At 62.0% G+C, this 21,177-nt stretch carries 18 protein-coding genes and 1 pseudogene; 5 read left to right on the plus strand and 14 right to left on the minus strand.

Features of this window, described 5'->3' with window-relative positions:
* Window positions 1-394 precede the first annotated feature (394 nt).
* Window positions 395-736 (plus strand): hypothetical protein, encoded by a 342-nt coding sequence (locus ACZIRK_RS00670; RefSeq protein WP_165435009.1) that lies wholly within the window; start codon window positions 395-397, stop codon window positions 734-736.
* Window positions 737-959: 223 nt separating this feature from the next.
* On the opposite strand, the gene ACZIRK_RS00675 is transcribed toward ACZIRK_RS00670, so the two are convergent.
* The 4 genes from ACZIRK_RS00675 to purU form a co-directional block, all read right to left on the minus strand.
* On the minus strand, window positions 960-2,315 hold the full coding sequence (locus ACZIRK_RS00675; protein ID WP_165435008.1) for an MFS transporter: 1,356 nt from the start codon (window positions 2,313-2,315) through the stop codon (window positions 960-962).
* A 100-nt stretch (window positions 2,316-2,415) separates the two neighbouring features.
* Window positions 2,416-3,324: a bifunctional 5,10-methylenetetrahydrofolate dehydrogenase/5,10-methenyltetrahydrofolate cyclohydrolase gene (locus ACZIRK_RS00680; RefSeq protein WP_130222355.1), complete on the minus strand. Its 909-nt coding sequence runs from the start codon at window positions 3,322-3,324 to the stop codon at window positions 2,416-2,418.
* A 9-nt stretch (window positions 3,325-3,333) separates the two neighbouring features.
* A complete protein-coding gene (locus ACZIRK_RS00685) occupies window positions 3,334-4,614 on the minus strand; it encodes an aminomethyl transferase family protein (RefSeq protein ID WP_245474465.1) in 1,281 nt (426 codons plus the stop codon).
* A gap of 19 nt (window positions 4,615-4,633) precedes the next feature.
* On the minus strand, window positions 4,634-5,506 hold the full coding sequence (gene purU, locus ACZIRK_RS00690; RefSeq protein WP_130222353.1) for a formyltetrahydrofolate deformylase: 873 nt from the start codon (window positions 5,504-5,506) through the stop codon (window positions 4,634-4,636).
* 191 nt (window positions 5,507-5,697) lie between these two features.
* Here purU and ACZIRK_RS00695 point away from each other — a divergent pair, with 191 nt between their 5' ends.
* Window positions 5,698-6,756 carry a LysR family transcriptional regulator gene (locus ACZIRK_RS00695; RefSeq protein WP_245474481.1) on the plus strand — a complete coding sequence of 353 codons (1,059 nt, stop codon included), beginning with the start codon at window positions 5,698-5,700 and terminating at the stop codon, window positions 6,754-6,756.
* A 362-nt stretch (window positions 6,757-7,118) separates the two neighbouring features.
* Here the strand turns inward: ACZIRK_RS00695 and ACZIRK_RS00700 are convergent.
* From ACZIRK_RS00700 to ACZIRK_RS00710, 3 genes and pseudogenes are all read right to left on the minus strand, one after another.
* Window positions 7,119-7,361 (minus strand): annotated as a pseudogene (locus tag ACZIRK_RS00700) (PfkB family carbohydrate kinase); the annotation flags it as partial.
* Window positions 7,358-8,428 (minus strand): glycoside hydrolase family 88/105 protein, encoded by a 1,071-nt coding sequence (locus tag ACZIRK_RS00705; protein WP_130222351.1) that lies wholly within the window; start codon window positions 8,426-8,428, stop codon window positions 7,358-7,360. The pseudogene ACZIRK_RS00700 and the gene ACZIRK_RS00705, both read right to left, overlap by 4 nt.
* 184 nt (window positions 8,429-8,612) lie before the next feature.
* The gene (locus ACZIRK_RS00710) at window positions 8,613-8,915 is read right to left on the minus strand and encodes a hypothetical protein (RefSeq protein ID WP_130222349.1); all 303 of its coding nucleotides are present in this window, start codon (window positions 8,913-8,915) and stop codon (window positions 8,613-8,615) included.
* A 286-nt stretch (window positions 8,916-9,201) separates the two neighbouring features.
* Here ACZIRK_RS00710 and ACZIRK_RS00715 point away from each other — a divergent pair, with 286 nt between their 5' ends.
* Entirely contained in the window at window positions 9,202-9,804 is a 603-nt protein-coding gene (locus tag ACZIRK_RS00715; RefSeq protein ID WP_130222347.1) for a phasin family protein, read from the plus strand.
* 7 nt (window positions 9,805-9,811) lie between these two features.
* Here the strand turns inward: ACZIRK_RS00715 and ACZIRK_RS00720 are convergent, their stop codons facing one another.
* From ACZIRK_RS00720 to urtA, 7 genes are all read right to left on the minus strand, one after another.
* On the minus strand, window positions 9,812-10,153 hold the full coding sequence (locus ACZIRK_RS00720) for an FmdB family zinc ribbon protein (protein ID WP_028163087.1): 342 nt from the start codon (window positions 10,151-10,153) through the stop codon (window positions 9,812-9,814).
* 86 nt (window positions 10,154-10,239) lie between these two features.
* Window positions 10,240-11,469: a formamidase gene (gene fmdA, locus ACZIRK_RS00725; RefSeq protein WP_130222345.1), complete on the minus strand. Its 1,230-nt coding sequence runs from the start codon at window positions 11,467-11,469 to the stop codon at window positions 10,240-10,242.
* Between the two features lie 30 nt (window positions 11,470-11,499).
* Window positions 11,500-12,189 carry an urea ABC transporter ATP-binding subunit UrtE gene (gene urtE / locus ACZIRK_RS00730; protein ID WP_130222343.1) on the minus strand — a complete coding sequence of 230 codons (690 nt, stop codon included), beginning with the start codon at window positions 12,187-12,189 and terminating at the stop codon, window positions 11,500-11,502.
* Between the two features lie 197 nt (window positions 12,190-12,386).
* The gene (gene urtD / locus ACZIRK_RS00735) at window positions 12,387-13,142 is read right to left on the minus strand and encodes an urea ABC transporter ATP-binding protein UrtD (protein ID WP_130222341.1); all 756 of its coding nucleotides are present in this window, start codon (window positions 13,140-13,142) and stop codon (window positions 12,387-12,389) included.
* 9 nt (window positions 13,143-13,151) lie between these two features.
* Entirely contained in the window at window positions 13,152-14,291 is a 1,140-nt protein-coding gene (urtC, locus tag ACZIRK_RS00740) for an urea ABC transporter permease subunit UrtC (protein WP_130222339.1), read from the minus strand.
* Window positions 14,292-14,310: 19 nt separating this feature from the next.
* Window positions 14,311-15,237: an urea ABC transporter permease subunit UrtB gene (urtB, locus tag ACZIRK_RS00745; protein WP_130222337.1), complete on the minus strand. Its 927-nt coding sequence runs from the start codon at window positions 15,235-15,237 to the stop codon at window positions 14,311-14,313.
* A 120-nt stretch (window positions 15,238-15,357) separates the two neighbouring features.
* Window positions 15,358-16,620 (minus strand): urea ABC transporter substrate-binding protein, encoded by a 1,263-nt coding sequence (gene urtA, locus ACZIRK_RS00750; protein WP_463326736.1) that lies wholly within the window; start codon window positions 16,618-16,620, stop codon window positions 15,358-15,360.
* A 188-nt stretch (window positions 16,621-16,808) separates the two neighbouring features.
* Between urtA and ACZIRK_RS00755 the strand changes: the two genes are divergently transcribed.
* Window positions 16,809-20,177 carry a hybrid sensor histidine kinase/response regulator gene (locus tag ACZIRK_RS00755; protein WP_456643502.1) on the plus strand — a complete coding sequence of 1,123 codons (3,369 nt, stop codon included), beginning with the start codon at window positions 16,809-16,811 and terminating at the stop codon, window positions 20,175-20,177.
* Complete coding sequence (locus ACZIRK_RS00760) at window positions 20,167-21,093, plus strand: response regulator (RefSeq protein ID WP_463326737.1); 927 nt, start codon at window positions 20,167-20,169, stop codon at window positions 21,091-21,093. The genes ACZIRK_RS00755 and ACZIRK_RS00760 overlap by 11 nt, the downstream gene beginning before the upstream one ends.
* Window positions 21,094-21,177 lie beyond the last annotated feature (84 nt).

Genomic DNA, 21,177 nt, shown 5'->3' on the forward strand with positions numbered 1-21,177 from the left:
ATCCGCTCTCTGCGTCCGAGCTCGGCCGACACTTACGACCGGTGAATCAGCTCCCCCGCAAATGCGCATTCCGGGCTGGTTGCCTACGTCCTCATGTGCAACTTCGGATTGTTGGCGATCTGCACCGCCTCTTTAGAGAGACGCTATCGTGACTGCAACGCAAATGCGTGCGGTGCGACTTAGAATGTCTCGATCATCGATCGACTCGAGTCAGCGACACTATGTTTGGAAGTATTCCAAAGGTACTTTGGAAGATTCTAAGTCAGTGCTGTTGAAGTTGACGGGAAAGATAGACGAGAGTGCTTTCGCCAGAGAGCCATGCTTTTCCTGGAAGCGGTAACGCAATAGGCCTCGCTTCTTCAGGAACGCTTTAAACCTCGTCATGGACTGACTGTTGCGCGTCAAGCGCCGTCGCCTCAATTCCCAGGACCTGTGCGTATTCATTGATCTTATCGGCGCTTGCGAATCCGTAGCCCAGACCACTACCGCTAAATGGACGAGGCTGAAGATCGGCGCATTTCGAAGGCTTGCGCAGGCTCTCGAATTTGCGTCCGACGATCGCGGGCGCGAGCACCTCATTGACGAGCCGGGCGCGATGCCCGGCGCCGGGTGCGGGAAAGTTCGACCAGGCCTCCCTCTCCCCTCGACGCCGTCTTCATCGATTGCGCAAATGAAGACGGCCGGACGGTTCAACATCTTGGCGAACGACATCACCACCGGCGTCGCCAAAGGATAGCGATAGCAGAATCGCCCGGATCGAGCCGATCGTGAAGCCGCCAGACGTCATGTTTTCTTCCGCAATGGGCCACACTAAATGGATACTCGCGGGTACTTGCCGTTGATTCGCAGCTCCTCACGAGTTAGCGCGAAGACCGGTCGCGCGTCGACCGCTGTCGACCTTGGTGAGCCCGGCGGCGGTCGATACTCGCTTCTCGATGGCTCCTTCAGACGCGAGATCGCTACGGTTCGGCCCGCAGCGCGGGCTGATGGATGTCGATGATCGCCACCGCCACGAACGTAATGGCCACACACCCGGCGATGACGGCGAAGAACATGGTTGCACCGAAATTCAGGGCGAAGGTGCCGACATATGCGCTGACGATAGCCCCCGCTCGACCGAAGCCGGCCGCAGCACCAACGCCGGTCGATCGAACGTTCGTCGGGTACACGTAGGCGGCCAGCGCGTACAGCGAGCCCTGCGCGCCGAGCAGACAGAAGCCTTCGATAAATAGAAGTGCCATCAGCAATGGTTGGGTTTCGGTCGACAGCGGTATCGATGCCAGGATCGCCGCGCCGACGGTCGCCGCACCAGCGACCGTCAGGATCGCTACCCGCGAACCGTATCGGCCGATCGCCCACCCGGTAACGATACAACCACCGACGCCGCCGAAGTTGAACAGCGCCAGGCCGAAGCTCGCCGTCTGCACGTCAAAGCCCTTGCCGGTCAGGAGAGTGGGAGCCCACGCATAAAGGACGTAAACCGGCAACAGGCAGAAGAAGAATGCGATCCAAAGCGCCGTTGTCGTGCGACGGAGGGCGGCAATGAACAGCGCGGTGACCGATGCGCGTTCACCCCCGACATCGCGCCGATCGACGAAGACGCTGGACGCCGCAGCGGTCTTGTCGAGAATCCGCACGGATTTCGCCACCTTCTTCGTATCTGCGCCACGCGCCAACAGGTACTGCGGAGATTCAGGTAACGCGAACACAAGGATCACTGCGACGATCATCGGCAATACGCCGCTAACCACGAACAACATGCGCCAGCCGTACTCGGGCTGGAGCTGGGCGGCGAGCAGGCCGCCGATCATACCGCCGATCGGAATGCAGACGATCCCCAACATCACGGACAGGCTGCGGTTTCGCTTAGGGGTGAATTCGGCGATCAGGGCCGTCGCAGCCGGAAGCGCGCCGCCGAGCCCGAGGCCCGCCAGAAAACGGCACAGGCTGACTTCACCCACGCCATGTGCGGCGGCGATTGCCAGAGTTGCCGCACCGAACAGAAAGACCGACGCGATGAGAGCCACCTTGCGTCCAAGCCAATCTCCGACGATGCCTCCAATCGGAGTGCCGATCGTCATGCCGACGAAGCCAAGCGCGAGGGCCGGCGCGAAATCGCCTCGCGTGACGCTCCACTCCTTGATCATCGATGGTATGGCGAATCCGAGAATCTGATTGTCCAGACCATCGAGAATGATGGCGAGCGCACACAGGAGCAGCACCTGCTTTCGCGAGGTACTCCACGCCCCCTCCTCGGCCAGTGATCCGATGTCGATGACTGGCTGCTTTGTCGTTTCCAAGACCTGTGTCGTCACGTTCTTTCTCCCCCTTTTGTTATGGATCTTCGAATTTTTCTTCCTGGAAGCCACGCGACGCGGCTTCGCAAGCCCTTGCTGTTCTCGCCAGAGGCTCCGGTCAGACGGCGGTCATCCTGTCGATTCCCGCCGCCTGCGATCGGGCGGCTTCCATTTGGGCGGCGCTCAAAGTGTTGGCGAGCAGACAGGCGACGGTCATCGGCCCGACGCCACCGGGCACGGGCGTGATCGCGCCGGCGACGTCGATCGCCTCGTCGAAGGCGACGTCGCCGACAAGCCTTTCGGCGCCTGTCTCAGACTTGATGCGGGTGATGCCGACGTCGATGACTGTCGCACCCGGCTTAATGAACTGACCCCGGACCAGACCAGGAACGCCGGTCGCGACCACGAGGATGTCCGCTTCCCTGCATCGCCGCTCGAGGTCGGTCGTGCGGATGTGCGCAATGGAGACCGTGCACAGTTCCTGCAACAGCAGCCGCGCCATCGGACGGCCGACAACGTTCGACGCGCCCACAACGAGTGCTCCTAGCCCCGCAATGTCGTCGTGCACCGACTTGATCAGACGCATCACGCCGAGAGGCGTGCAGGGAACCAAGGCTCCTTGCATGCCGGCCGCAGTCCGTCCCACGTTCAACGGATTGAATCCGTCGACATCCTTGTCTGGACGGATGGCGGTCACAACGCGCGCCGTATCGATGTGGGGCGGCAGCGGAAACTGGACCAATATGCCATTCACCGCCGGGTCCCGGTTTAACTCCTCGATCAGATCCAGAAGCCGTCGCTCTGTCGTGTTCGCATCGAGCACGAACCGACGTGACCGCATGCCGACGGCTTCGGTCTGCCGCACCTTGTTCGAGACGTAGACGTGGCTGGCAGGATCGTAGCCGACCAGCACGACGGCCAGCTCCGGTACTGCCACGCCACCGCCGACGAGAGCGGCCACGCCCTCGGCCACCTGTTTCTGAACCTCGGCAGCGAGCGCCTTTCCGTCGATGATGCGCGCGGTCATGGTTGCGGTTCAGACCTTGGAAAGGTCGGAGCGCCGGTTGTCTTTCTTGTAGGGCGCCGGAGCCACCTTCGCGCGAATGTGCTTCTGCCGACGTCCGGGTTCGCCCCAGACCACGACGACTTCGGTGCCGATCTCGGAATGATCGACGTCGATGGTGCACAGTGACAGCATCTCGCGGAAGAAGTAGCTGTATCCCCGCGACGTGGTCACGCCGACGTCCTTGCTGCCGCCCAGCACGCGGTCGGCATACATGAAGCCGCGCTGGTCGCGGGGCATTTCCATGTACTGGTAGGGCTCCCGCTCCTTCTGGAAGAGCGAGGCGTGGACATCAGCCACGTCGTCTCCGTTCCAGACCAACGTGCGGATCACGCGCCGCGGATTGGCGACTTCTTCCTCGAGGGCCGCGCGCCCGATGAATTCGTGGTCGAACTTGATGTTCTTGCCCCAGCCGAGTTCGACCGGGCTTCGGTACCAAGCCCGGATGTCATCGGACTGGAAGCTGCCGGCGATGTTGAACGTGGACGCGAAGCCCGGCATCGCTGCGCGGAATTCGTCCTGATAGTCCTTCATGTCCTCATCGAAGATCGCAGGCATGTAGTCAGTTACGATCGTCGGGAAGCACGCTTCGAGGTGGTTGATGAAGATCGCCCGGCCGCCAATGCGGCGGAGGCCGAACTCCTGGCCGGCGGCGACAATAGCGTCGTAGACAGCCGCAGCCTGCTCCATGGGGCCTTGCAGTTCGAAACCGATCTCGCCCGACATACCCTGTCGCAGCGCGAGCATCTTGCAGCCGGCGATCTCGATCTCGCCCGAATGCATGAACTTCACGTCCCTCAGCGACTGCTTCGAGACCTTCTCAAGCAGCGCCACGGACGTCGGCCCTTGGACCTGGAAATTGAACCAGTCGTCGGCTGCGGATATGACGTTGTAGTCGCCGTGGCGACGCACGTAGTCGACCCAGAACGTGCCGCGCCCGAACAGCATGAATTCGTCGTCGGACAGGCGCGTGAGGATTCCCTCCGCAATGACCTTTCCCTGTTTGGTGGTATGGACGACGTGTTTCGACTGCCGTATGTCGAACTTCTGGAAGCTGTTGACGGAGGTGTCCGAGAACAGCTTCAGCGCATCGGGTCCCTTGAAGCGCCGCTCCCAGAGGAACGACCAGTCGCCGAGCGCGCAGGTTTCCTTCCAGGACATGCTCTCGTCGATCCAGTCGGTATATTCGGGAAGGCCCCAACGCGAGGTGAAGTAGCCTTCGGGCGTCCTGCGCATGCCCTTGGGTGTGAGCATTGATGATTCTCCGTTCTGCTCAGTTGGCGAAGACAATGGTCCGTTCGCCGTTGATGATGATGCGGTCCTCGAGGAAGAGATGGACCGCGCGCGAGAGGACCCGGCGCTCGATGTCGCGCCCCTTGCGGACCAGATCTTCCGGCGTGTCGCGGTGGCTGACTCGTTCGACGTCCTGTTCGATGATCGGACCCTCGTCGAGATCGCTCGTTGCGAAGTGCGCGGTCGCCCCGATGAGCTTCACGCCGCGCGCGTGCGCTTGATGATAGGGCCTGGCTCCCTTGAATCCCGGCAGAAAGCTGTGATGAATATTGATGCAGCGGCCATGGAGATGGCGCGCAAGATCGTCGGAGAGGATCTGCATGTAGCGCGCAAGGACGACGAGATCGGCTTTCGTCTCCTCGACGAGCGCCTTGATCTGCGCTTCTTGCTCCATCTTCGTTTCCTTCGTGACCGGAAGGTGATGGAACGGAATATCGCCCACCAGGCTGACGGTGAGCGCCGAGCGCGGATGGTTCGAGACAATCCCGACGATGTCCATGTCGAGCTCGCCGAGCCGATGGCGGTACAAGAGATCGCCAAGACAGTGATCGAATTTGGAGACGAACAGCAGGACCTGCTTGCGTTCGGCTTGGGACCGGAGCTTCCATTCCATTCCGAATTTCCGGGCGATCGCCTCGATTCCGCGCCGCGCCGCCTTCGCGCCCCCTTCTGAGAGAGTGACGCCGATCCTCATGAAGAAGCGTTCGCTTACGGTCTCGTCGACCTGCGCGGCCTCGACGATATTGCCGCCGTTTTCAAACAGGCAGCGCGAGACATCGGCCACGATTCCCGGCACGTCGCGACACGACAGGGTAAGGATATATTGCGTATTCGATGCAGTTTCAGCGTGCATAAGCGGGCGATTCCTCGCAGCCACGGGCGATCGATTCCAGGGGCACCGACGTAAGGTGAGCGGATGTTTGAAGAATGAGAGGTGGACCGAGAAAGTGTGGCTGAGAGGCCTGAGCCTCCCGGGGGGCTACGCCTCTGATTTCACTCCCAAAGTCGCCTCTACGGGACGTTACAGAGGCACCATTGCGCAGAATGCCGCCATTGAAAATCCGGTATTATCCAATACAAGCTATCAGCATTATGGATATCAGACGGCTCGATCTGAACTTGCTTCTCCTGCTCGACGGGCTCTTCCGCGCCCAGAACCTGTCGGCGGTCTCTCGTCAGCTTGGAATGAGCCAGCCGATGGCCAGCGCTGGCCTGCGAAAGCTACGGGACTTCTTTGGCGATCCCTTATTTCTGTCGACAGGGCGCGGAATGCGGCCGACGCCATTTGCGGAATCGATCGCCGAAGCGGTGCGAACAGTGCTCTCGACGGTCGACGAGCAGATACTGCGCAAGCCACGCTTCGTACCGGAAGAGAGTGACCGCGTATTCACGGTCACGACCTCGGACATCGGCGTTCTGATCTTCATCCCGCCGATCCTCCAACGCATACGCATGATGGCTCCCGGAGCAGGCCTGCGATGCGTACCGACGTCCCACGAACAGCTGGAGGACGCGCTCGAAAACGGCGAGATCGATCTGGCGATAGGCTACTTTCCGGACCTCGTCGGCCCGAATATCGTGACCGAAGACCTCTTCGATCACCCCTTCACCTGCATTGTTCGAAAGGACCATCCGACGATCGGTGACACCCTGTCGCTTGAGCAGTTTCTCACGGCGGACCATATCGTCGTGAACCAGCAGGGGCGTAGTCAGGAGATATTCGAAAGGCGGGTCCGGGAACTCAAGTTGCAGCGCCGGGTCGTCCTACACTTGCCGCATTTCATGAGCGTGCCGCAATTGATCGCGACGAGCGACATGATCTCCACCGTACCGTTCTCGCTCGGGGCCTGGTACGCAGACGCGGGTCTCAAGCTTCTGCCACCGCCGGTCTCCATACCTCTGATCCAATTGAAGCAGCACTGGCACCGCCGGATGGACAACGAACCCGCCGTCCGCTGGCTTCAATCGATCGTGGCCGAGGAGTTGCGTCACCGCGATCCCGCGCTGGCCATGTCGGCCGATTATGCCAAGTCCCGTGCCAAGGCCGCGGAGCCCGCGATCGCGGGGCGGTCACTGTCCGAAGGCACGTCGCTGCGTCGGTGATCTACGAACGCTATCGTGAATGACAGCCGATCCCTCAGTCTGGCCGTGCGCCGTTAGAGCGCGATGACTTTTCTTCGAATCGTCATCCCGCTCTAGCTCTTTGTATGAGCATGATCTTTTTCGGAGAACCGGTGTCCACTTTTCCGGATCATGCTCTAGATGAGGACAGCTCGACCGATGTCAGGTCTCGGATCTCGCGATCAAGACCGGACTGTGCGTAGTCTCAGTAGGCGCGCGCGAAGTCGCCCTCTTGCTTGATGTCGGTGAACACCGGAAAGCGAGCCTTCCACGGGGTTCCCTTGGCCGTCGTCAGATCGTTGAGACGCTCGAGCACGGCGAGGCCATCCTTTCAGCGCAGCCGTCGCTGCCGAAAACGCCATGGCCTGGCGCACATCGAGGCCGACGCCGATCGCAAGCGCATAGGCGCCGTGAAAGACGTCGCCCGCGCCGGTGGTGTCGACGACGTCGACGGCAAAGGCGGCCTGGCGGTGCAGGCGGCCGCTCTCACGCCAGTCGCGGGCGGGAACAGCCGATCGACGACATGCCGAGCGCCACTCAAATTGGAATCTGGACCCGCCGCACCGGCGGAGGAAAGTAGATGTCAGTGGACCAGTTCAGATGCAGCCAACAAGAGCGCGCCAGACCCGTAGAGCTGGGTGTCCGCGATCTGAACGGCGTCCGGCCTGTCGCCAATCTGCTGCACACGGCCGAGCCGGCCGTTGACCGTCGCCGATGCCAGAGCCCGCCAGCCTTGTTCAATCACTGGACTAAACCGCCTTGCGTCAAGAAATCCCATCCGCACCCCGGCGGCCAGGCCGTAGGTCAGCAATCCAGTGCAACTGGACTCCGGAGTGCCGACCTCGGGCGGAGCGAGCAACGACGTGGACCAGAAGCCATCCGGGCGCTGCAGGCTCGCTACGCGATCTGCGATCTCGACGAACAGGTTGACGTATTTCTCGCGTAGCGGGTCGCCGGGACGAAGCTCTCGTAGGATGTTGGCAAGCCCAGCGAGTACCCAGCCGTTACCTCGGCCCCAGAATATCTTTTCGCCATGCGCGCCAGTTTTCCCGATGAAGCGGCTGTCGCGGTAGAACAGGCGCTCCTGGCTATCGAATAGGAAGTCTTTCGTGGCCCAGAATTCCCTGTCGGCATAGTCACGGAAGCGCTGGTCCTTCTGGATGCGCGCAATGCCGAACCAGGTCGCCGGCCCCATGAAGATGGCGTCAGACCAGCACCATCGCTGCAGGCACTTTGCGTTGTCGAATTCGAGCGAGACCTGTGGCGGGTGCTGCAGGATGTATTCCAGCCGCTGCACGGTCGGCTCGATCATGCGTCGATCGCCGAAATGATCATAGGCGGCAATGTAGACCTGCCCGATGGCATGATCGTCCGCAAGGTAGATCGGGGGCGCCCAGTCGCTGTTGCCGATCTGCCAATCGGTGCGCTCTCCAAGCTCTCGGATCACGTCGAAGTACTTCATTTGACCTGGTGTCGCGGCCCATCTTGCGAGACCGATATAGAAGGCGGCGCGTGTCCAATCTGTCTCAGCCGCCTGGGGTACTTCATGAAAGTGCGACATTTGCCAGCTCGCGACTTGCTGGGCCGTAGTGCGCACGGTTTCCGGCGCAACTGAAGCAGTGAGCAGGATGGCCATCAGTGCAACTGCCTTCATGCTCCCGCTCCTGACGTTCCTAACTACTGACTATCATCGGCCCATCGGCGGATCGTACCGCGGCGCGACGGCACAGCGCTATCGTAACAGTAACATCGCTTTTAGCCCTTTGCAGCAGTGGGACGGCTTGCGAAAATCCGGTTTGCGCCACGAGACGCGCATGGCGTCGATTGGTCGGCGCCGATTACTTTCGTCGGCGCCGTGTTCGTTTTAGGGGACCCAAGTTCGATTTGGTGAGCCGCTTCGCATTCGCTGCGACGCGCCGTCGATACCGACGAACTATTTCATCTCCCGAAGCTCCAGTCATCAACCTTGTGCCGGCTTCGACGGCCGCATCGATCTTTTCGCTAATCATGCGTTCGGCTTCGCGCCGGGCCCCGCTGCCACCCAACATCAGCTTCATCAGCCGCAGCGCAATCACATGATTGGCCTCAACCGCCAGCGTCGTCAAAGAATTGAACCTTCGCCGCCCCCTCAATCGCCGCATTACCAACTCCCCTACTGGACCATTGACCCACGGAGAACTCGCGCGACCTCCATTGGGCCCCAATGGCGGCGCCGCGGTGGCTACCCAGTATGTGCACCGTGCTTAAGAGAATAAACGTTCCCGTGCCCAACGCAGCCCGAAATGGGCACGAGATGGCCGCTGGCGCTCCTCCTTCCAAATGTCACCACATGACTGCCACGCGAAGAACAAAGCCCAACCGCGAATCCAGCGCAAAGATGGCGGAGGCTTCCAGCTTAGTTGATATTTGAGATCCGGAGCGATTCCAATGTTGAGTGCGGATGGGAATAAACCGGTCGGAAAATCCAGCCAGCGCAAGGGGAAGGCAGGACAGCAGCGCAAGAAGGTCGAGCCGAGCAAGGAAGCCCGCGCACGACAAGTTCCCGAGCCGGCGCCTGTGGCGGTCCAACTGGAGGGCGCCCAGGAACAGATCAGTGAACAAATCAGTGAACCTGAGCAGATCAGCGAGGAGATCCAGTTCAACGAGCCGATCAGCGCACCGGTCGCGTCGATCGAAAGCGCTTCGGTTGAGGCTTCCGCGACTGATACCGTCCACGCCCTCCCCACCGTAGCGGCCGAGCCCGTCGCCGTCAGCGTTGCAACGATCGCCGATGCCTACAGCGACTACACCAGGAAATCGCTGAACCAGACCTTGTCCTTCCTGGAGAAGCTCGCGGCCGTCCGCTCGCTCGACAAGGTGTTCGAGCTTCAGACGGAATTCGCGAAGCAGGCTTTCGAGACTTTCATCGCCGAGTCGCAGAAAATCAGCAAACTCCACGGCGAATTGGCCAGGCAGAGAGTCTTGGGCTTCGAAGGGTTCGTCGCCAGGATCACCCAAACCACACTGGAGCTGCGCGCAACGCGCCACTAACTAAGTTCTAATGGCTGATCATCCAGGGGCGCGCGGTCGGAAAGCCCTTGGCGCCGGTCTTGCTCTTCGTCACCAAGCGCGCCGGCTTCTTGCCGGAGCAGCAGCCGCAGCCGGGGCCGTGTGAGGCCTTGTACTGGTCGAGCGTCTTCGGCGCGTGCGCGCTGCGCTCATTGGTGGCGTGGGCCTTGCGCTTATCGGAGGGCATGCAGAAGAAGCTCGGGGCGGTCAGGATGACGCGCGGCGATTCCGCTTCGCATTGCGGGCAGTCTTGCGGCAGGTCGCATTCGGACATCGGCCGCATGTCCTTGAACGGGCCGCACTCGTTGCAGAGATATTCGTAGACGGGCATTTTGTTTCCTTGCGCGGTCGGACTGACGTTGCGCGGCGGATGCGGGGCGGCAAATACGCGTCGTCCCGCATCCATCGTGCAGGGAGCTACTTGTCCGGCGAGATCGGCATCTGGATGTCGCCCGTGATGTGCTTGATCGGACCGGCCGACGACGGCATCACGTCGAAATCGAAGATCTCCGTCGGCAGCCACAGCGTGGCGCAGGCATTGGGCACATCGACCACGCCTGAGATATGACCCTGGCACGGCGCAGTGCCGAGGATCGAATAGGCCTGCGCGCCGGAGTAGCCGAACTTCTTCAGATACTCGATCGCGTTGAGGCAGGCCTGGCGATAGGCGATGTGGACATCGAGGTAATGCTGCTTGCCGGCCTCGTCCACCGAGATGCCTTCGAAGATCAGGAAGTCCTTGTAGTTCGGCGTGATCGGCGACGGCTTGAAGATCGGATTCTTGATGCCGTACTTCGCGACGCCGTCCTTGATGATTTCGACCTTGATGTGCAGCCAGCCGGCCATCTCGATCGCGCCGCAGAAGGTGATCTCACCGTCTCCCTGGCTGAAGTGCAGGTCACCCATCGAGAGGCCGCCGCCGGGCACATAGACCGGGAAGTATATCTTCGAGCCGCGCGAGAGGTCCTTGATGTCGCAATTGCCGCCATGTTCGCGTGGCGGCACGGTGCGTGCACCTTCCGCGCCGATCTTGGCCTTCACGTCGCCCTTGGCACGGCCGCCATGCGCGGTCGGACCAAACGGCGGATTGGCGAGTCCGGGCACGCGGGTCGGGTTGGTCGCGATCAACTCGGCCTCGCGCGCGTTCCAGGTCGCGAGCATCTTCGGGTCCGGCAGGCAGCCGATCAGGCCGGGATGGATCAGGCCGGCGAAATTGACGCCGGGCACGTGGCGCGAGGAGGTGTAGAGACCCTTGATGTCCCAGATCGATTTCTGCGCCAGCGGGAAATGATCGGTGAGGAAGCCGCCGCCGTTCTGCTTGGAGAAGAAGCCGTTGAAGCCCCACAGGCTCTCCTTCAGCGGGCCGACGTCGAGCAGATCGACCACCAGGAGGTCGCCGGGCTCGGCGCCCTTGACGCCGATCGGACCGGACAGGAAGTGCACGATCGAGAGATCGATGTCGCGCACGTCGTCGGCGGAATCGTTGTTCTTGATGAAGCCGCCGGTCCAGTCATAGGTCTCGATGATGAAGTCATCGCCGGGATTAACCCATGCCACGATCGGAATGTCCGGGTGCCAGCGGTTATGCACCATGTCGTTGTCGTAAGCCGATTTGGTGAGATCGACCTTGATGAGTGTCTCTGGCATCAAAAGCTCCCCTTTTTTCACTTTCCTTGGTTAGACGGACAGATACTTCGAGATCTGCGCGGCATCGACGGCATTGCGCGGATCGTCGCGGACGATCTCGCCGTTCTCGATGACGAGCACACGGTCGGCGATGTCGAGGGCAAAGCTCAGCACCTGCTCGGAGACGACGATCGAGAGGCCACGCTCGTCGCGGATGCGCTTTAGGGTGCGCGCCATGTCCTTGATGATCGAGGGCTGGATGCCTTCAGTCGGCTCGTCCAGCAGCAGCACTTTCGGCTTGGTGGCGAGCGCGCGGGCGATCGCGAGCTGCTGCTGCTGACCGCCGGACAGATTGCCGCCGCGGCGGTTCTTCATCTCGAGCAGCACCGGGAACAGCTCGTAGATGTCGCCTGGCACCTCGGACTCACCGCGCACGACGAGGCCGGTCTCGATGTTCTCCTTCACCGTCATGGTGGAGAAGATCATGCGGCCCTGCGGGACATAGGCAAGCCCCTTCGCCACCCGCTCATAGCTTTCGAGCTTGTTGAGCTCGGTGCCGTCCATGGTCACCGAACCGCTCTTGGCCGGCAGAATGCCCATCAGCGACTTCATCAGCGTGGTCTTGCCCATGCCGTTACGGCCCATGATCGCCACGATCTCGTTGGGCGCGACCGAGACGTTGAGGCCGTGCAGCACCTCGCTCTGGCCATAAGCGACATGAAGTTCGGAGATTGCCAGCATGATCGCCTCCTAGAGCCGGATGCTTTTCTTCACCTCTCCCGTAGGGAGAGGTCGGCGCGTAGCGCCGGGTGAGGGAATCAGGTCCCACGAGAGCGCGAGCCCCCTCACCCGGATCGCATCTTTCGATGCGATCCGACCTCTCCCCGCTGGGGAGAGGTCGACGGTGCGCGTGGCGGCGGCTATGCGAAACGTCATGCTCAATGTCCGAGATAGACTTCGATGACCTTCGGATCGTTCTTGACGTGCTCCATCGTTCCCTCGGACAGGATCTGTCCCTGGTGCAGCACGGTGACCTTGTGGGCGATGTCCTCGACGAACTTCATGTCGTGCTCGATGACGAGCACGGAGCGGCCCTTGATGATGCGGTTGAGCAGTTCGGCGGTCTTGGCGCGCTCGGATACGCTCATGCCGGCGACAGGCTCGTCCAGCATCAGGAGGTCCGGATCCTGGATCAGCAGCATGCCGATCTCCAGCCATTGCTTCTGGCCGTGACTCAACTCGTCGGCGTAGGTGTCGAGGCGGTCCTTCAGGAAGATCATCTCGGCGACTTCCTCGACGCGCTGTTTCACGGTGGCGTCGCGCTGGAAGGTGAGCGAGCCGAAGACGGTGCGGCCGCGCGGGAAGGAGATTTCGAGGTTCTCGAACACGGTGAGGTCCTCGAACACCGACGGCGTCTGGAACTTGCGGCCGACGCCGGCCTGCACGATCTCGTTCTCGCGTAGTTTCGTCAGCTCCTTGCCGCGAAACTGGATCGAGCCTGACGTGGCTTTGGTCTTGCCGCAAATCAGGTCGAGCACGGTGGTCTTGCCGGCCCCGTTGGGGCCGATGATGACGCGGATCTCGTTGTCCTCGACATAGAAGGAGAGATCGTTGACTGCCTTGAAGCCGTCGAAGGAAACGGTGAGCCCGGAGACCGCGAGCAGGAAATCCTTGGGCTGATGACCGATGAGCATGACCACTCCTCACTCCGCCGGTGTGCCGTCGGCGACTGGGAAGCCGTTGCCGGGTTTTGATTTCCGCGAGGCCAGCAGGCGGTCGATATGCGGCTGGACATAGTCCTGCCAGATGCCTGAGAGCCCGTTCGGGAACGCGAGCACGACCGCGATGAACAACGCGCCGAGGCCAAACAGCCAGAGCTGCGGGAAGGATTCCGACAGGCTGGTCTTGGCAAAGTTCACCAGCAGCGAACCCCAGACCGCGCCGAAGATCGACATCCGGCCTCCAACGGCGGTGTAGATCACCATCTCGATCGACGGCACGATGCCGACGAAAGACGGCGACATGAAACCGACTTCGAGCGTGAACATCGCGCCGCCGATCGCGGCGAAGATCGCGGCGGCGCAGAAGGCAAAGATCTTGAAATTGGCGACGCTGTAGCCGGAGAAGCGGACGCGGTCCTCTTGCTCGCGCATCGCCACCAGGATGCGGCCAAGCTTCGTCAGGCGGATGAACTGTGCGGCTATGATGCAGGCGAACAGCAGCACGACCTCGATGAAGTAGAGGATGAACTTGGCATGGTCGGTGCGAATGTCCCAGCCGTGTAAGGTGCGCAGGTCGGTGATGCCGTTGATGCCGCCGGTGTAGCCCTGCTGTCCGACGATCAGGATGGTCATGATCGCGGCGATCGCCTGGGTGATGATCGCGAAATAGACGCCGCCGACGCGCCGCTTGAACATCGCCGCGCCGATGATGAAGGCAAAGATGCCGGGTACCAGGATGATCGCGATCAGCGTGATCGGGAAGCTGTGGAACGGCTTCCAGAAGAAGGGGAGCTGCGTGAGCTGATTCCAGTCCATGAAATCGGGAATGCCCGGTGTCGACTGGATCTTGGTGTTCTCGACGCTGGAGGCCTCGAGCTTCAGGTACATCGCCATGCAGTAGCCACCGAGGCCGAAGAACACGCCCTGCCCCAGGCTCAAAATGCCGCCATAGCCCCAGCACAGCACGAGGCCAATTCCGACGAAGGCGTAGGTGAGATATTTGGCGACCAGGTTGAGGCGGAAGATATCCAGCGACAGCGGCAGGATGACGAAGAGGAGTAGCGCGAGCGCGACGAAGCCGATCAGCTCGGAGCGATTCAAAAAGCGCGAGTTGATGATCATGACCAGAGCCTGCTTGTTCTTATTTGCGGACCTTGAGTGCAAACAGTCCCTGCGGCCGCATCATCAGGATCGCGACGATCGCCAACAGGGTGAGCACCTTCGCCATCGAGCCCGACAGGAAGAACTCCATGGTCGACTGCGCCTGCGAGATGGTGAAGGCGGACGCGATGGTGCCGACCAGCGAGGCCGCTCCGCCGAACACGACGACGAGGAAAGTGTCGACGATGTAGAGCTGGCCGGCGGTCGGTCCCGTGGAGCCGATCATGGTGAAGGCCGAGCCCGCGATGCCGGCGATGCCGCAGCCGAGGCCGAAAGTGTAACGGTCGACCTTCTCGGTGTTGATGCCGACGGCGCCGGCCATCACGCGGTTCTGCACGACGGCGCGGACCTGACGTCCCCAACGCGACCAGAACAGCACATAGGCGACCACGATGGTGATCAGGACGGTCAGCCCCATCACGAACATGCCGTTGATCGGAATCTGGATCGCGTCGGTCGTCTGCCAGGAACCCATCATCCACTCCGGCAGTTCGACGCCGACCTCGCGGGCGCCGAACACCGAGCGATAGGCCTGCTGCAGGATCAGGCTGAGGCCCCAGGTCGCAAGCAGCGTATCCAGCGGGCGCTTGTAGAGATGGCGTATCAACGCCCATTCGACGAGCATGCCGAGCGCGCCGGAGGCGATGAACGCCAACGACATCGCGACGAAGAAATAGCCGGGAAACAGCGCGGGCAGATATTGCTGGAAGGCGCTCGACGTCATCCAGGTGACATAGGCGCCGAGGATCATGAACTCGCCATGGGCCATGTTGATGACGCCCATCTGGCCGAAGATGATGGCGAGCCCCAGCGCCATCAGCACGTAGACCGAGAACAGGATCAGTCCGGCAAAGCCTTGCATCGCGAAGATGGCGCCGAGATCGCTGAGCGAATAGTCACCGAACATGATCCGTCCTCTGCATGGGTCAGGCCTGCGCCCGCGCTTGGCGCGTGCGTTGGCGATCGCGTGGGCCGACCGGCCCACGCCGCTTGCGAGTTGGGAGAAGCGCTCAGCCGAGGCGCGTTCTCACTGATAGCCCTTCGGGAACGGGTCGGGCTCGACGAGATCGGCGGTCTCGTAGATCAGTTCGTACTGGCCGTCCGCCTTGGCGCGGCCGACGCGCGTCTTCGACCAGAGGTGATGGTTCTCGTGGATACGGACATAGCCTTCCGGCGCGCCCTTGAACTCGACGCCCGGCGAGGCCGCCGCGACCTTGTCGATGTCGAAGCTGCCGGCCTTCTCCACCGTCAGCTTCCACAACCACGAGCCGAGATAGGCAGCCTGGGTGACGTCACCGATCACCGTTTTCTCGCCCCACATCTTCTTGAAGGCAGAGACGAAGGCCTTGTTGTTGGGATTGTCGAGCGACTGGAAATACTTCATGCAGGCATAGGCGCCTGCGATGTTTTCACCGCCGATGCCGTCGATCTCGTCTTCGGTCACCGATATCGTCAGCAGCGTCTGCTTGGAGAGGTCGATGCCGGCCGCTTTGAGCTGCTTGTAGAAAGCGACGTTGGAGCCGCCGACGATGATGGCGTAGATCACGTCCGGCTTGGTCAATTTGATCTTGTTGATGACCGAGTTGAACTGAGTGTGGCCGAGCGGGAAGTATTCCTCGCCGACCACCTTGGCGCCCTGCAAATGGCCTTCGATGTGCTTGCGCGCGATCTTGTTGGAGGTGCGCGGCCAGATGTAGTCGGAGCCGAGCAGATAGAACGTCTTGGCGCCCTTGGTCTTGTTGACCCAGTCGAGGCCCGCGATGATCTGCTGGGTAGCTTCCTGGCCGGTGTAGATCACGTTCTTGGACTGCTCGAGGCCTTCATAGAAGGTCGGGTAGTAGAGCATGCCATTATACTGCTCGAACACCGGCAGCACCGCCTTGCGCGAGGCCGAGGTCCAGCAGCCCATCACGGCGGCGCATTTGTCGTTGACGAGGAGCTTCTTCGCCTTCTCGGCGAAGGTCGGCCAGTCGCTGGCGCCGTCCTCCTGGATGAACTTGATCTTGCGGCCGAGCACGCCCCCGGCGGCATTGATCTGCTCGATTGCCAGTTTTTCCGCTTCGACCGATCCGGTCTCCGAGATCGCCATGGTGCCGGTGACGGAGTGCAGGATGCCGACGGTCACTTCGCTATCGGTGACGGCAAGGCCAGTGGTATTGACCGCGGACGTTGCCGGACCCTCTGCGAACGAGGCGCGCGGAAGCATCGAGATGGCCGGCAGCGCCGCCATTCCCATCAGTAGCTTGCGCCGAAGCGGCGACTTCAGGCCCGGTTTCTTTTCGTCTGACATGAGCACCCCAGTGGTTCGAGAACGCGCTTAATGGTCAGGCGAGGATTGCCCAGATTTGTGCAGCGCACTGATACGCAAGATTGCGTATACTGCACCGCAAAATAGCGACGTAGGTTCTGGTACGGGATTTGCGAGCAGGACGGGCGGGACTACCGGGCGGGACCGACGTCGGCTCAGGAGGTGGGGAATTGGCAGGGCGGCAGCGGATAGACCGCGTCAGGCGCCAGTATAATCAGTGGGTTGCCAACCAGACGCTGGAGGATTATGCGCTGCGCTTCACCGCAAAGAGCGCGCGCCGCTGGTCCGCCGGCCGTGTTGCCAACACTGCGTTAGGTGCGATCTCATTCCTGGCGCTGGAAGCGATTGGCGGCACCATCACGCTGAACTATGGCGCGATGAACGCGACCGCGGCCATCCTCGTGGTCAGCGCCATCATCTTCTGCTGCGGACTGCCGATCGCCTATAACGCCGCCAAGTTCGGCATCGACATCGATCTCTTAACCCGCGGCGCCGGCTTCGGCTATATCGGCTCGACCATCACCTCGCTGATCTACGCCTCCTTCACCTTCATCTTCTTTGCGATCGAGGCAGTGATCCTGGCGACCGCGCTCGAAATGTGTTTCGGCATCCCGCGGCCGATCGGCTATGTCATCAGCGCAGTCGTGATCATCCCGCTGGTGGTCTACGGCATCACCCTGATCAGCCGCTTCCAGTTGTGGACGCAGCCGATCTGGATCGTGCTGCATATCCTGCCCTTTGCCGCGATCGCCTACGCCCATCCGCGCTCGTTCATCGAATGGCGCAATTTTTCCGGCGAGCATGGCAACCCATCCGGCCAGCTCGACCTCTTGCTGTTCGGCACTGCGGCCTCCGTGGTGTTCTCGCTGGTGGCGCAGATCGGCGAACAGGTCGACTTCCTCCGCTTCCTGCCACGCGACCGGCGCACGTCGCGGCGGGCGTGGTGGATCGCGCTGCTCAGCGCAGGGCCCGGCTGGATCGTCCTCGGCGCCCTGAAGCTGCTGGCCGGATCGTTCCTCGCCTTCTTCGCGCTGAGTCACGGCGTCTCCTATGAGCACGCCGCCGAGCCCGCCAACATGTACCTGGAGGCCTATCGCTACGTGCTGTCGCAGCCGGATCTGGCGCTGGCGCTGACGGGAACGTTTGTGATCCTGTCGCAGGTCAAGATCAACGTGACCAACGCCTATGCCGGCTCGATCGCCTGGTCGAATTTCTTTTCCCGCCTCACCCACAGCCATCCCGGCCGCGTGGTCTGGCTGGTCTTCAACGTGGTCGTTGCGCTGCTGTTGATGGAGATCGGCGTCTACAAGGCGCTGGAGCAGACACTCGCGCTCTATTCCAATGTCGCGATCGCCTGGGTCGGTGCGCTCGTTGCTGACCTCGTCATCAACAAGCCGCTGGGCCTGCGGCCGCAGCACATCGAGTTCAAGCGCGCGCATCTCTGCGACATCAACCCGGTCGGCGTCGGCGCGATGCTGATTGCGACCATCGTCTCGATCAGCGCCTTCTACGGCGTGTTCGGGCCAACGGCAAAGGCGCTGTCCGCCTTCGTCGCGCTGGCGGTGGCGTTTATCGTTGCGCCGCTGATCGCCTGGGCTACCGACGGCAAATACTACATCGCGCGCAAGCCGAAACGGAGCTGGCAGAACCTCGAGCAGATCCAGTGCTGCATCTGCGAGCATTCGTTCGAGCCCGAAGACATGGCCGCCTGCCCCGCCTATGCCGGCCCGATCTGCTCCTTGTGCTGCTCGCTCGACGCGCGCTGCCATGACCTGTGCAAGCCGCATGCGCGCATCCAGTCGCAGGTGTCGGAGACATTGGGCAAATTGCTGCCGCAGCCGATCTATGCCCGCATCAATTCGCAGCTCGGGCATTATCTCGGCGTGTTCGCGGTCTCGGCGGGCCTTGTCGGGCTGGTGCTCGGGCTGATCTACCTGCAGACCTCGGCCACCGTGCAAGCCGGCAACCTGTTGTCGGACGTGCTGTGGAAAGTGTTCTTTGCGCTGATCATCATCATCGGCGTGGTGGCTTGGCTGTTCGTGCTGGCGCAGCAGAGCCGGCGCGCGGCGGAGGAAGAGACCCGACGGCAGACCGCGCTGCTGATCCAGGAGATCGATGCCCACAAGCGAACCGACGCCGAACTGCAGCGCGCCAAGGAAGTCGCCGAGTCCGCCAACCTCGCCAAGAGCCGCTATGTCGTCGGCCTGAGCCACGAATTGCGCTCGCCGCTGAACGCGATCTCCGGCTATGCGCAACTGCTGGAGCAGGACAATACCCTGCAGACGCGGCCGCGCGAACAGGTCCGCGTGGTCCGTCGCAGCGCCGACCATCTCTCCGGCTTGATCGACGGCATCCTCGACATCTCCAAGATCGAGGCCGGCCGGCTTTATCTCTCGCGCGACGAGGTCCGGCTGAACGATTTCCTCGACCAGCTCGTCGGCATGTTCCGTCTGCAGGCAGCCGCGAAAGGCATCGATTTCGTGTTCAAGCGGCCGGCGGTGCTGCCGGTCGTGGTCTATGCCGACGAGAAGCGGCTGCGGCAAATCCTGATCAACCTGCTGTCGAACGCGATCAAGTTCACGCAAACCGGCCACGTGCAGTTCGTCGTGCACTACCGCAGCCCGGTCGCCGAGTTCGAGGTGATCGACACCGGCCCGGGCATCCAGCCTGACGATCTCGAGCGCATCTTCGCGCCGTTCGAACGTGGCGCGCTCGGCGTCTCGCAGCCGCAGACCGGCACCGGTCTCGGGCTCACCATCAGCCGGCTGCTGGCGGGCGTGATGGGCGGCGACATCAAGGTGACCAGCACCGTTGGCGCCGGCAGCACCTTCCGCGTCAAGATATTGCTGTCGGAAGTGACAAACCCGCGGCGCAGCGCGCCGACCGATGCGCCGGTCTATGGCTATCATGGCCCGCGCAAGACCGTCCTGATCACTGACGACGATCCGACCCACCGCGATCTCTTGCGCGAAGTGCTGGCGCCGCTCGGCTTCATCCTGCTCAGCGCGCCCGATGGTCCCGGGTGCCTCGCGCTAGCGCAGCATTGCCGGCCCGACCTGTTCCTGCTCGACATCTCCATGCCCGGCATGGACGGCTGGACTGTTGCCGAGGCGCTGCGCTCGGCCGGCCATCACCAGGCACGCATCCTGATGATCTCGGCGAGCGCGCTGGAAGCGCATGGCGCCCCGCTCGCGCAACCGTTCCACGACGGCTACCTGATGAAGCCGATCGATATCCCGCGCCTGTTAGAGACCATCCGCCTGCTGCTCAAGCTCGACTGGCAGCACGATGCCGACGAGGTGCCCGTGCCGCAGTGGCAGCCGGAGAGCGGCTCGCGGCCGCCGGTGAAATATATCGAGGAACTGATCGGCCTCGGGCAATTGGGCTATATCCGCGCGATCCAGCTGAAACTCGACGAGATCGGCACTGAACATCCCGAGCATACCGATTTCGTCTCGCAGATGCGCTCATTGGTCGATCGCTTCGACCTCGATCAGTACATGGCGACCCTGAAGGCGCTGCACAGCTATGACCACTGAAACCAAGAAGCGAGACGTCGCGCTCGTCGTCGACGACTCCCCGGAGACGCTGCGGCTCCTGACTGACGCGCTCGACGGCGCCGGCATGACCGTGATGGTGGCGCTCGACGGCGCCTCCGCGATGCGGATCGTCGACCAGATCACGCCCGACATCGTGCTGCTCGACGCCGTCATGCCCGGCATGGATGGTTTCGAGACCTGCCGCCGGCTGAAGCGCGATGCCGGGCTCGACCATGTGCCGATCATCTTCATGACAGGCCTCGCCGAGACCGAGCACATCGTGCGCGGATTGGAAGCCGGCGGTGTCGATTACGTGACCAAGCCGATCGTGGTGCAGGAAATGCTGGCGCGCATCCGCGTCCACCTCGCCAATGCGAGACTTACGCAGAGCGCGCGCGCTGCGCTCGACGTCTCCGGACGCTATCTGCTCGCGGTCAACGGCCACGGCAGGATCTTGTGGGCGACGCCGCAGGCGCAAAGGCTGCTGTCGGACACGCTGGCGGAGGACGGCGACGACCTCGCGCTGCCCGATCCGATCCCGCAATGGCTTGAGCAGACGCAGAAGGGAAAGGCTGCAGCGAAGACCACGACCATGGCCTCGTTTCCAGCCAACGAGCAATTGCGGCTGCAATATATGGGTAAGCTTGGCGTCAACGAATTCCTGCTGCGGCTGGCGAAGGACACCAGCGCCGACATGCCGGCGGAATTCTCTAGCGAGCTCGGCCTCACCACGCGCGAGGGCGAGGTGCTGTCATGGCTCTCCAAGGGCAAGACCAACCGCGACATCGCGCAAATCCTGGGGCTCAGCCCGCGCACAGTCGACAAGCATCTGGAGCAGATCTATTCCAAACTCGGGGTGGAGAACCGCACCGCGGCAGCGGCGATCGCGGTCAATGCGAGGAATAGGAGGTCGTGAACGCAAACTAAGCCATCCGTCATTGCGAGCGTAAGCGAAGCAATCCATCTCTCCACTTGCGGAGACATGGATTGCTTCGTCGCT

The organism is Bradyrhizobium sp. Leo114 (genome assembly GCF_055229415.2).

Coding starts and splice junctions, on each gene's coding strand:
- urtC (WP_130222339.1), bottom strand. CDS start 14,291: ATGATCATCAACTCGCGCTTTTTGAATCGCTCCGAGCTGATCGGCTTC.
- urtE (WP_130222343.1), bottom strand. CDS start 12,189: ATGCTGGCAATCTCCGAACTTCATGTCGCTTATGGCCAGAGCGAGGTG.
- ACZIRK_RS00705 (WP_130222351.1), bottom strand. CDS start 8,428: ATGAAGGCAGTTGCACTGATGGCCATCCTGCTCACTGCTTCAGTTGCG.
- ACZIRK_RS00720 (WP_028163087.1), bottom strand. CDS start 10,153: ATGCCCGTCTACGAATATCTCTGCAACGAGTGCGGCCCGTTCAAGGAC.
- ACZIRK_RS00685 (WP_245474465.1), bottom strand. CDS start 4,614: ATGCTCACACCCAAGGGCATGCGCAGGACGCCCGAAGGCTACTTCACC.
- ACZIRK_RS00680 (WP_130222355.1), bottom strand. CDS start 3,324: ATGACCGCGCGCATCATCGACGGAAAGGCGCTCGCTGCCGAGGTTCAG.
- ACZIRK_RS00715 (WP_130222347.1), top strand. CDS start 9,202: ATGTTGAGTGCGGATGGGAATAAACCGGTCGGAAAATCCAGCCAGCGC.
- urtB (WP_130222337.1), bottom strand. CDS start 15,237: ATGTTCGGTGACTATTCGCTCAGCGATCTCGGCGCCATCTTCGCGATG.
- urtA (WP_463326736.1), bottom strand. CDS start 16,620: ATGTCAGACGAAAAGAAACCGGGCCTGAAGTCGCCGCTTCGGCGCAAG.
- ACZIRK_RS00760 (WP_463326737.1), top strand. CDS start 20,167: ATGACCACTGAAACCAAGAAGCGAGACGTCGCGCTCGTCGTCGACGAC.
- purU (WP_130222353.1), bottom strand. CDS start 5,506: ATGCACGCTGAAACTGCATCGAATACGCAATATATCCTTACCCTGTCG.
- fmdA (WP_130222345.1), bottom strand. CDS start 11,469: ATGCCAGAGACACTCATCAAGGTCGATCTCACCAAATCGGCTTACGAC.
- urtD (WP_130222341.1), bottom strand. CDS start 13,142: ATGCTCATCGGTCATCAGCCCAAGGATTTCCTGCTCGCGGTCTCCGGG.
- ACZIRK_RS00710 (WP_130222349.1), bottom strand. CDS start 8,915: ATGCGGCGATTGAGGGGGCGGCGAAGGTTCAATTCTTTGACGACGCTG.
- ACZIRK_RS00695 (WP_245474481.1), top strand. CDS start 5,698: ATGCCGCCATTGAAAATCCGGTATTATCCAATACAAGCTATCAGCATT.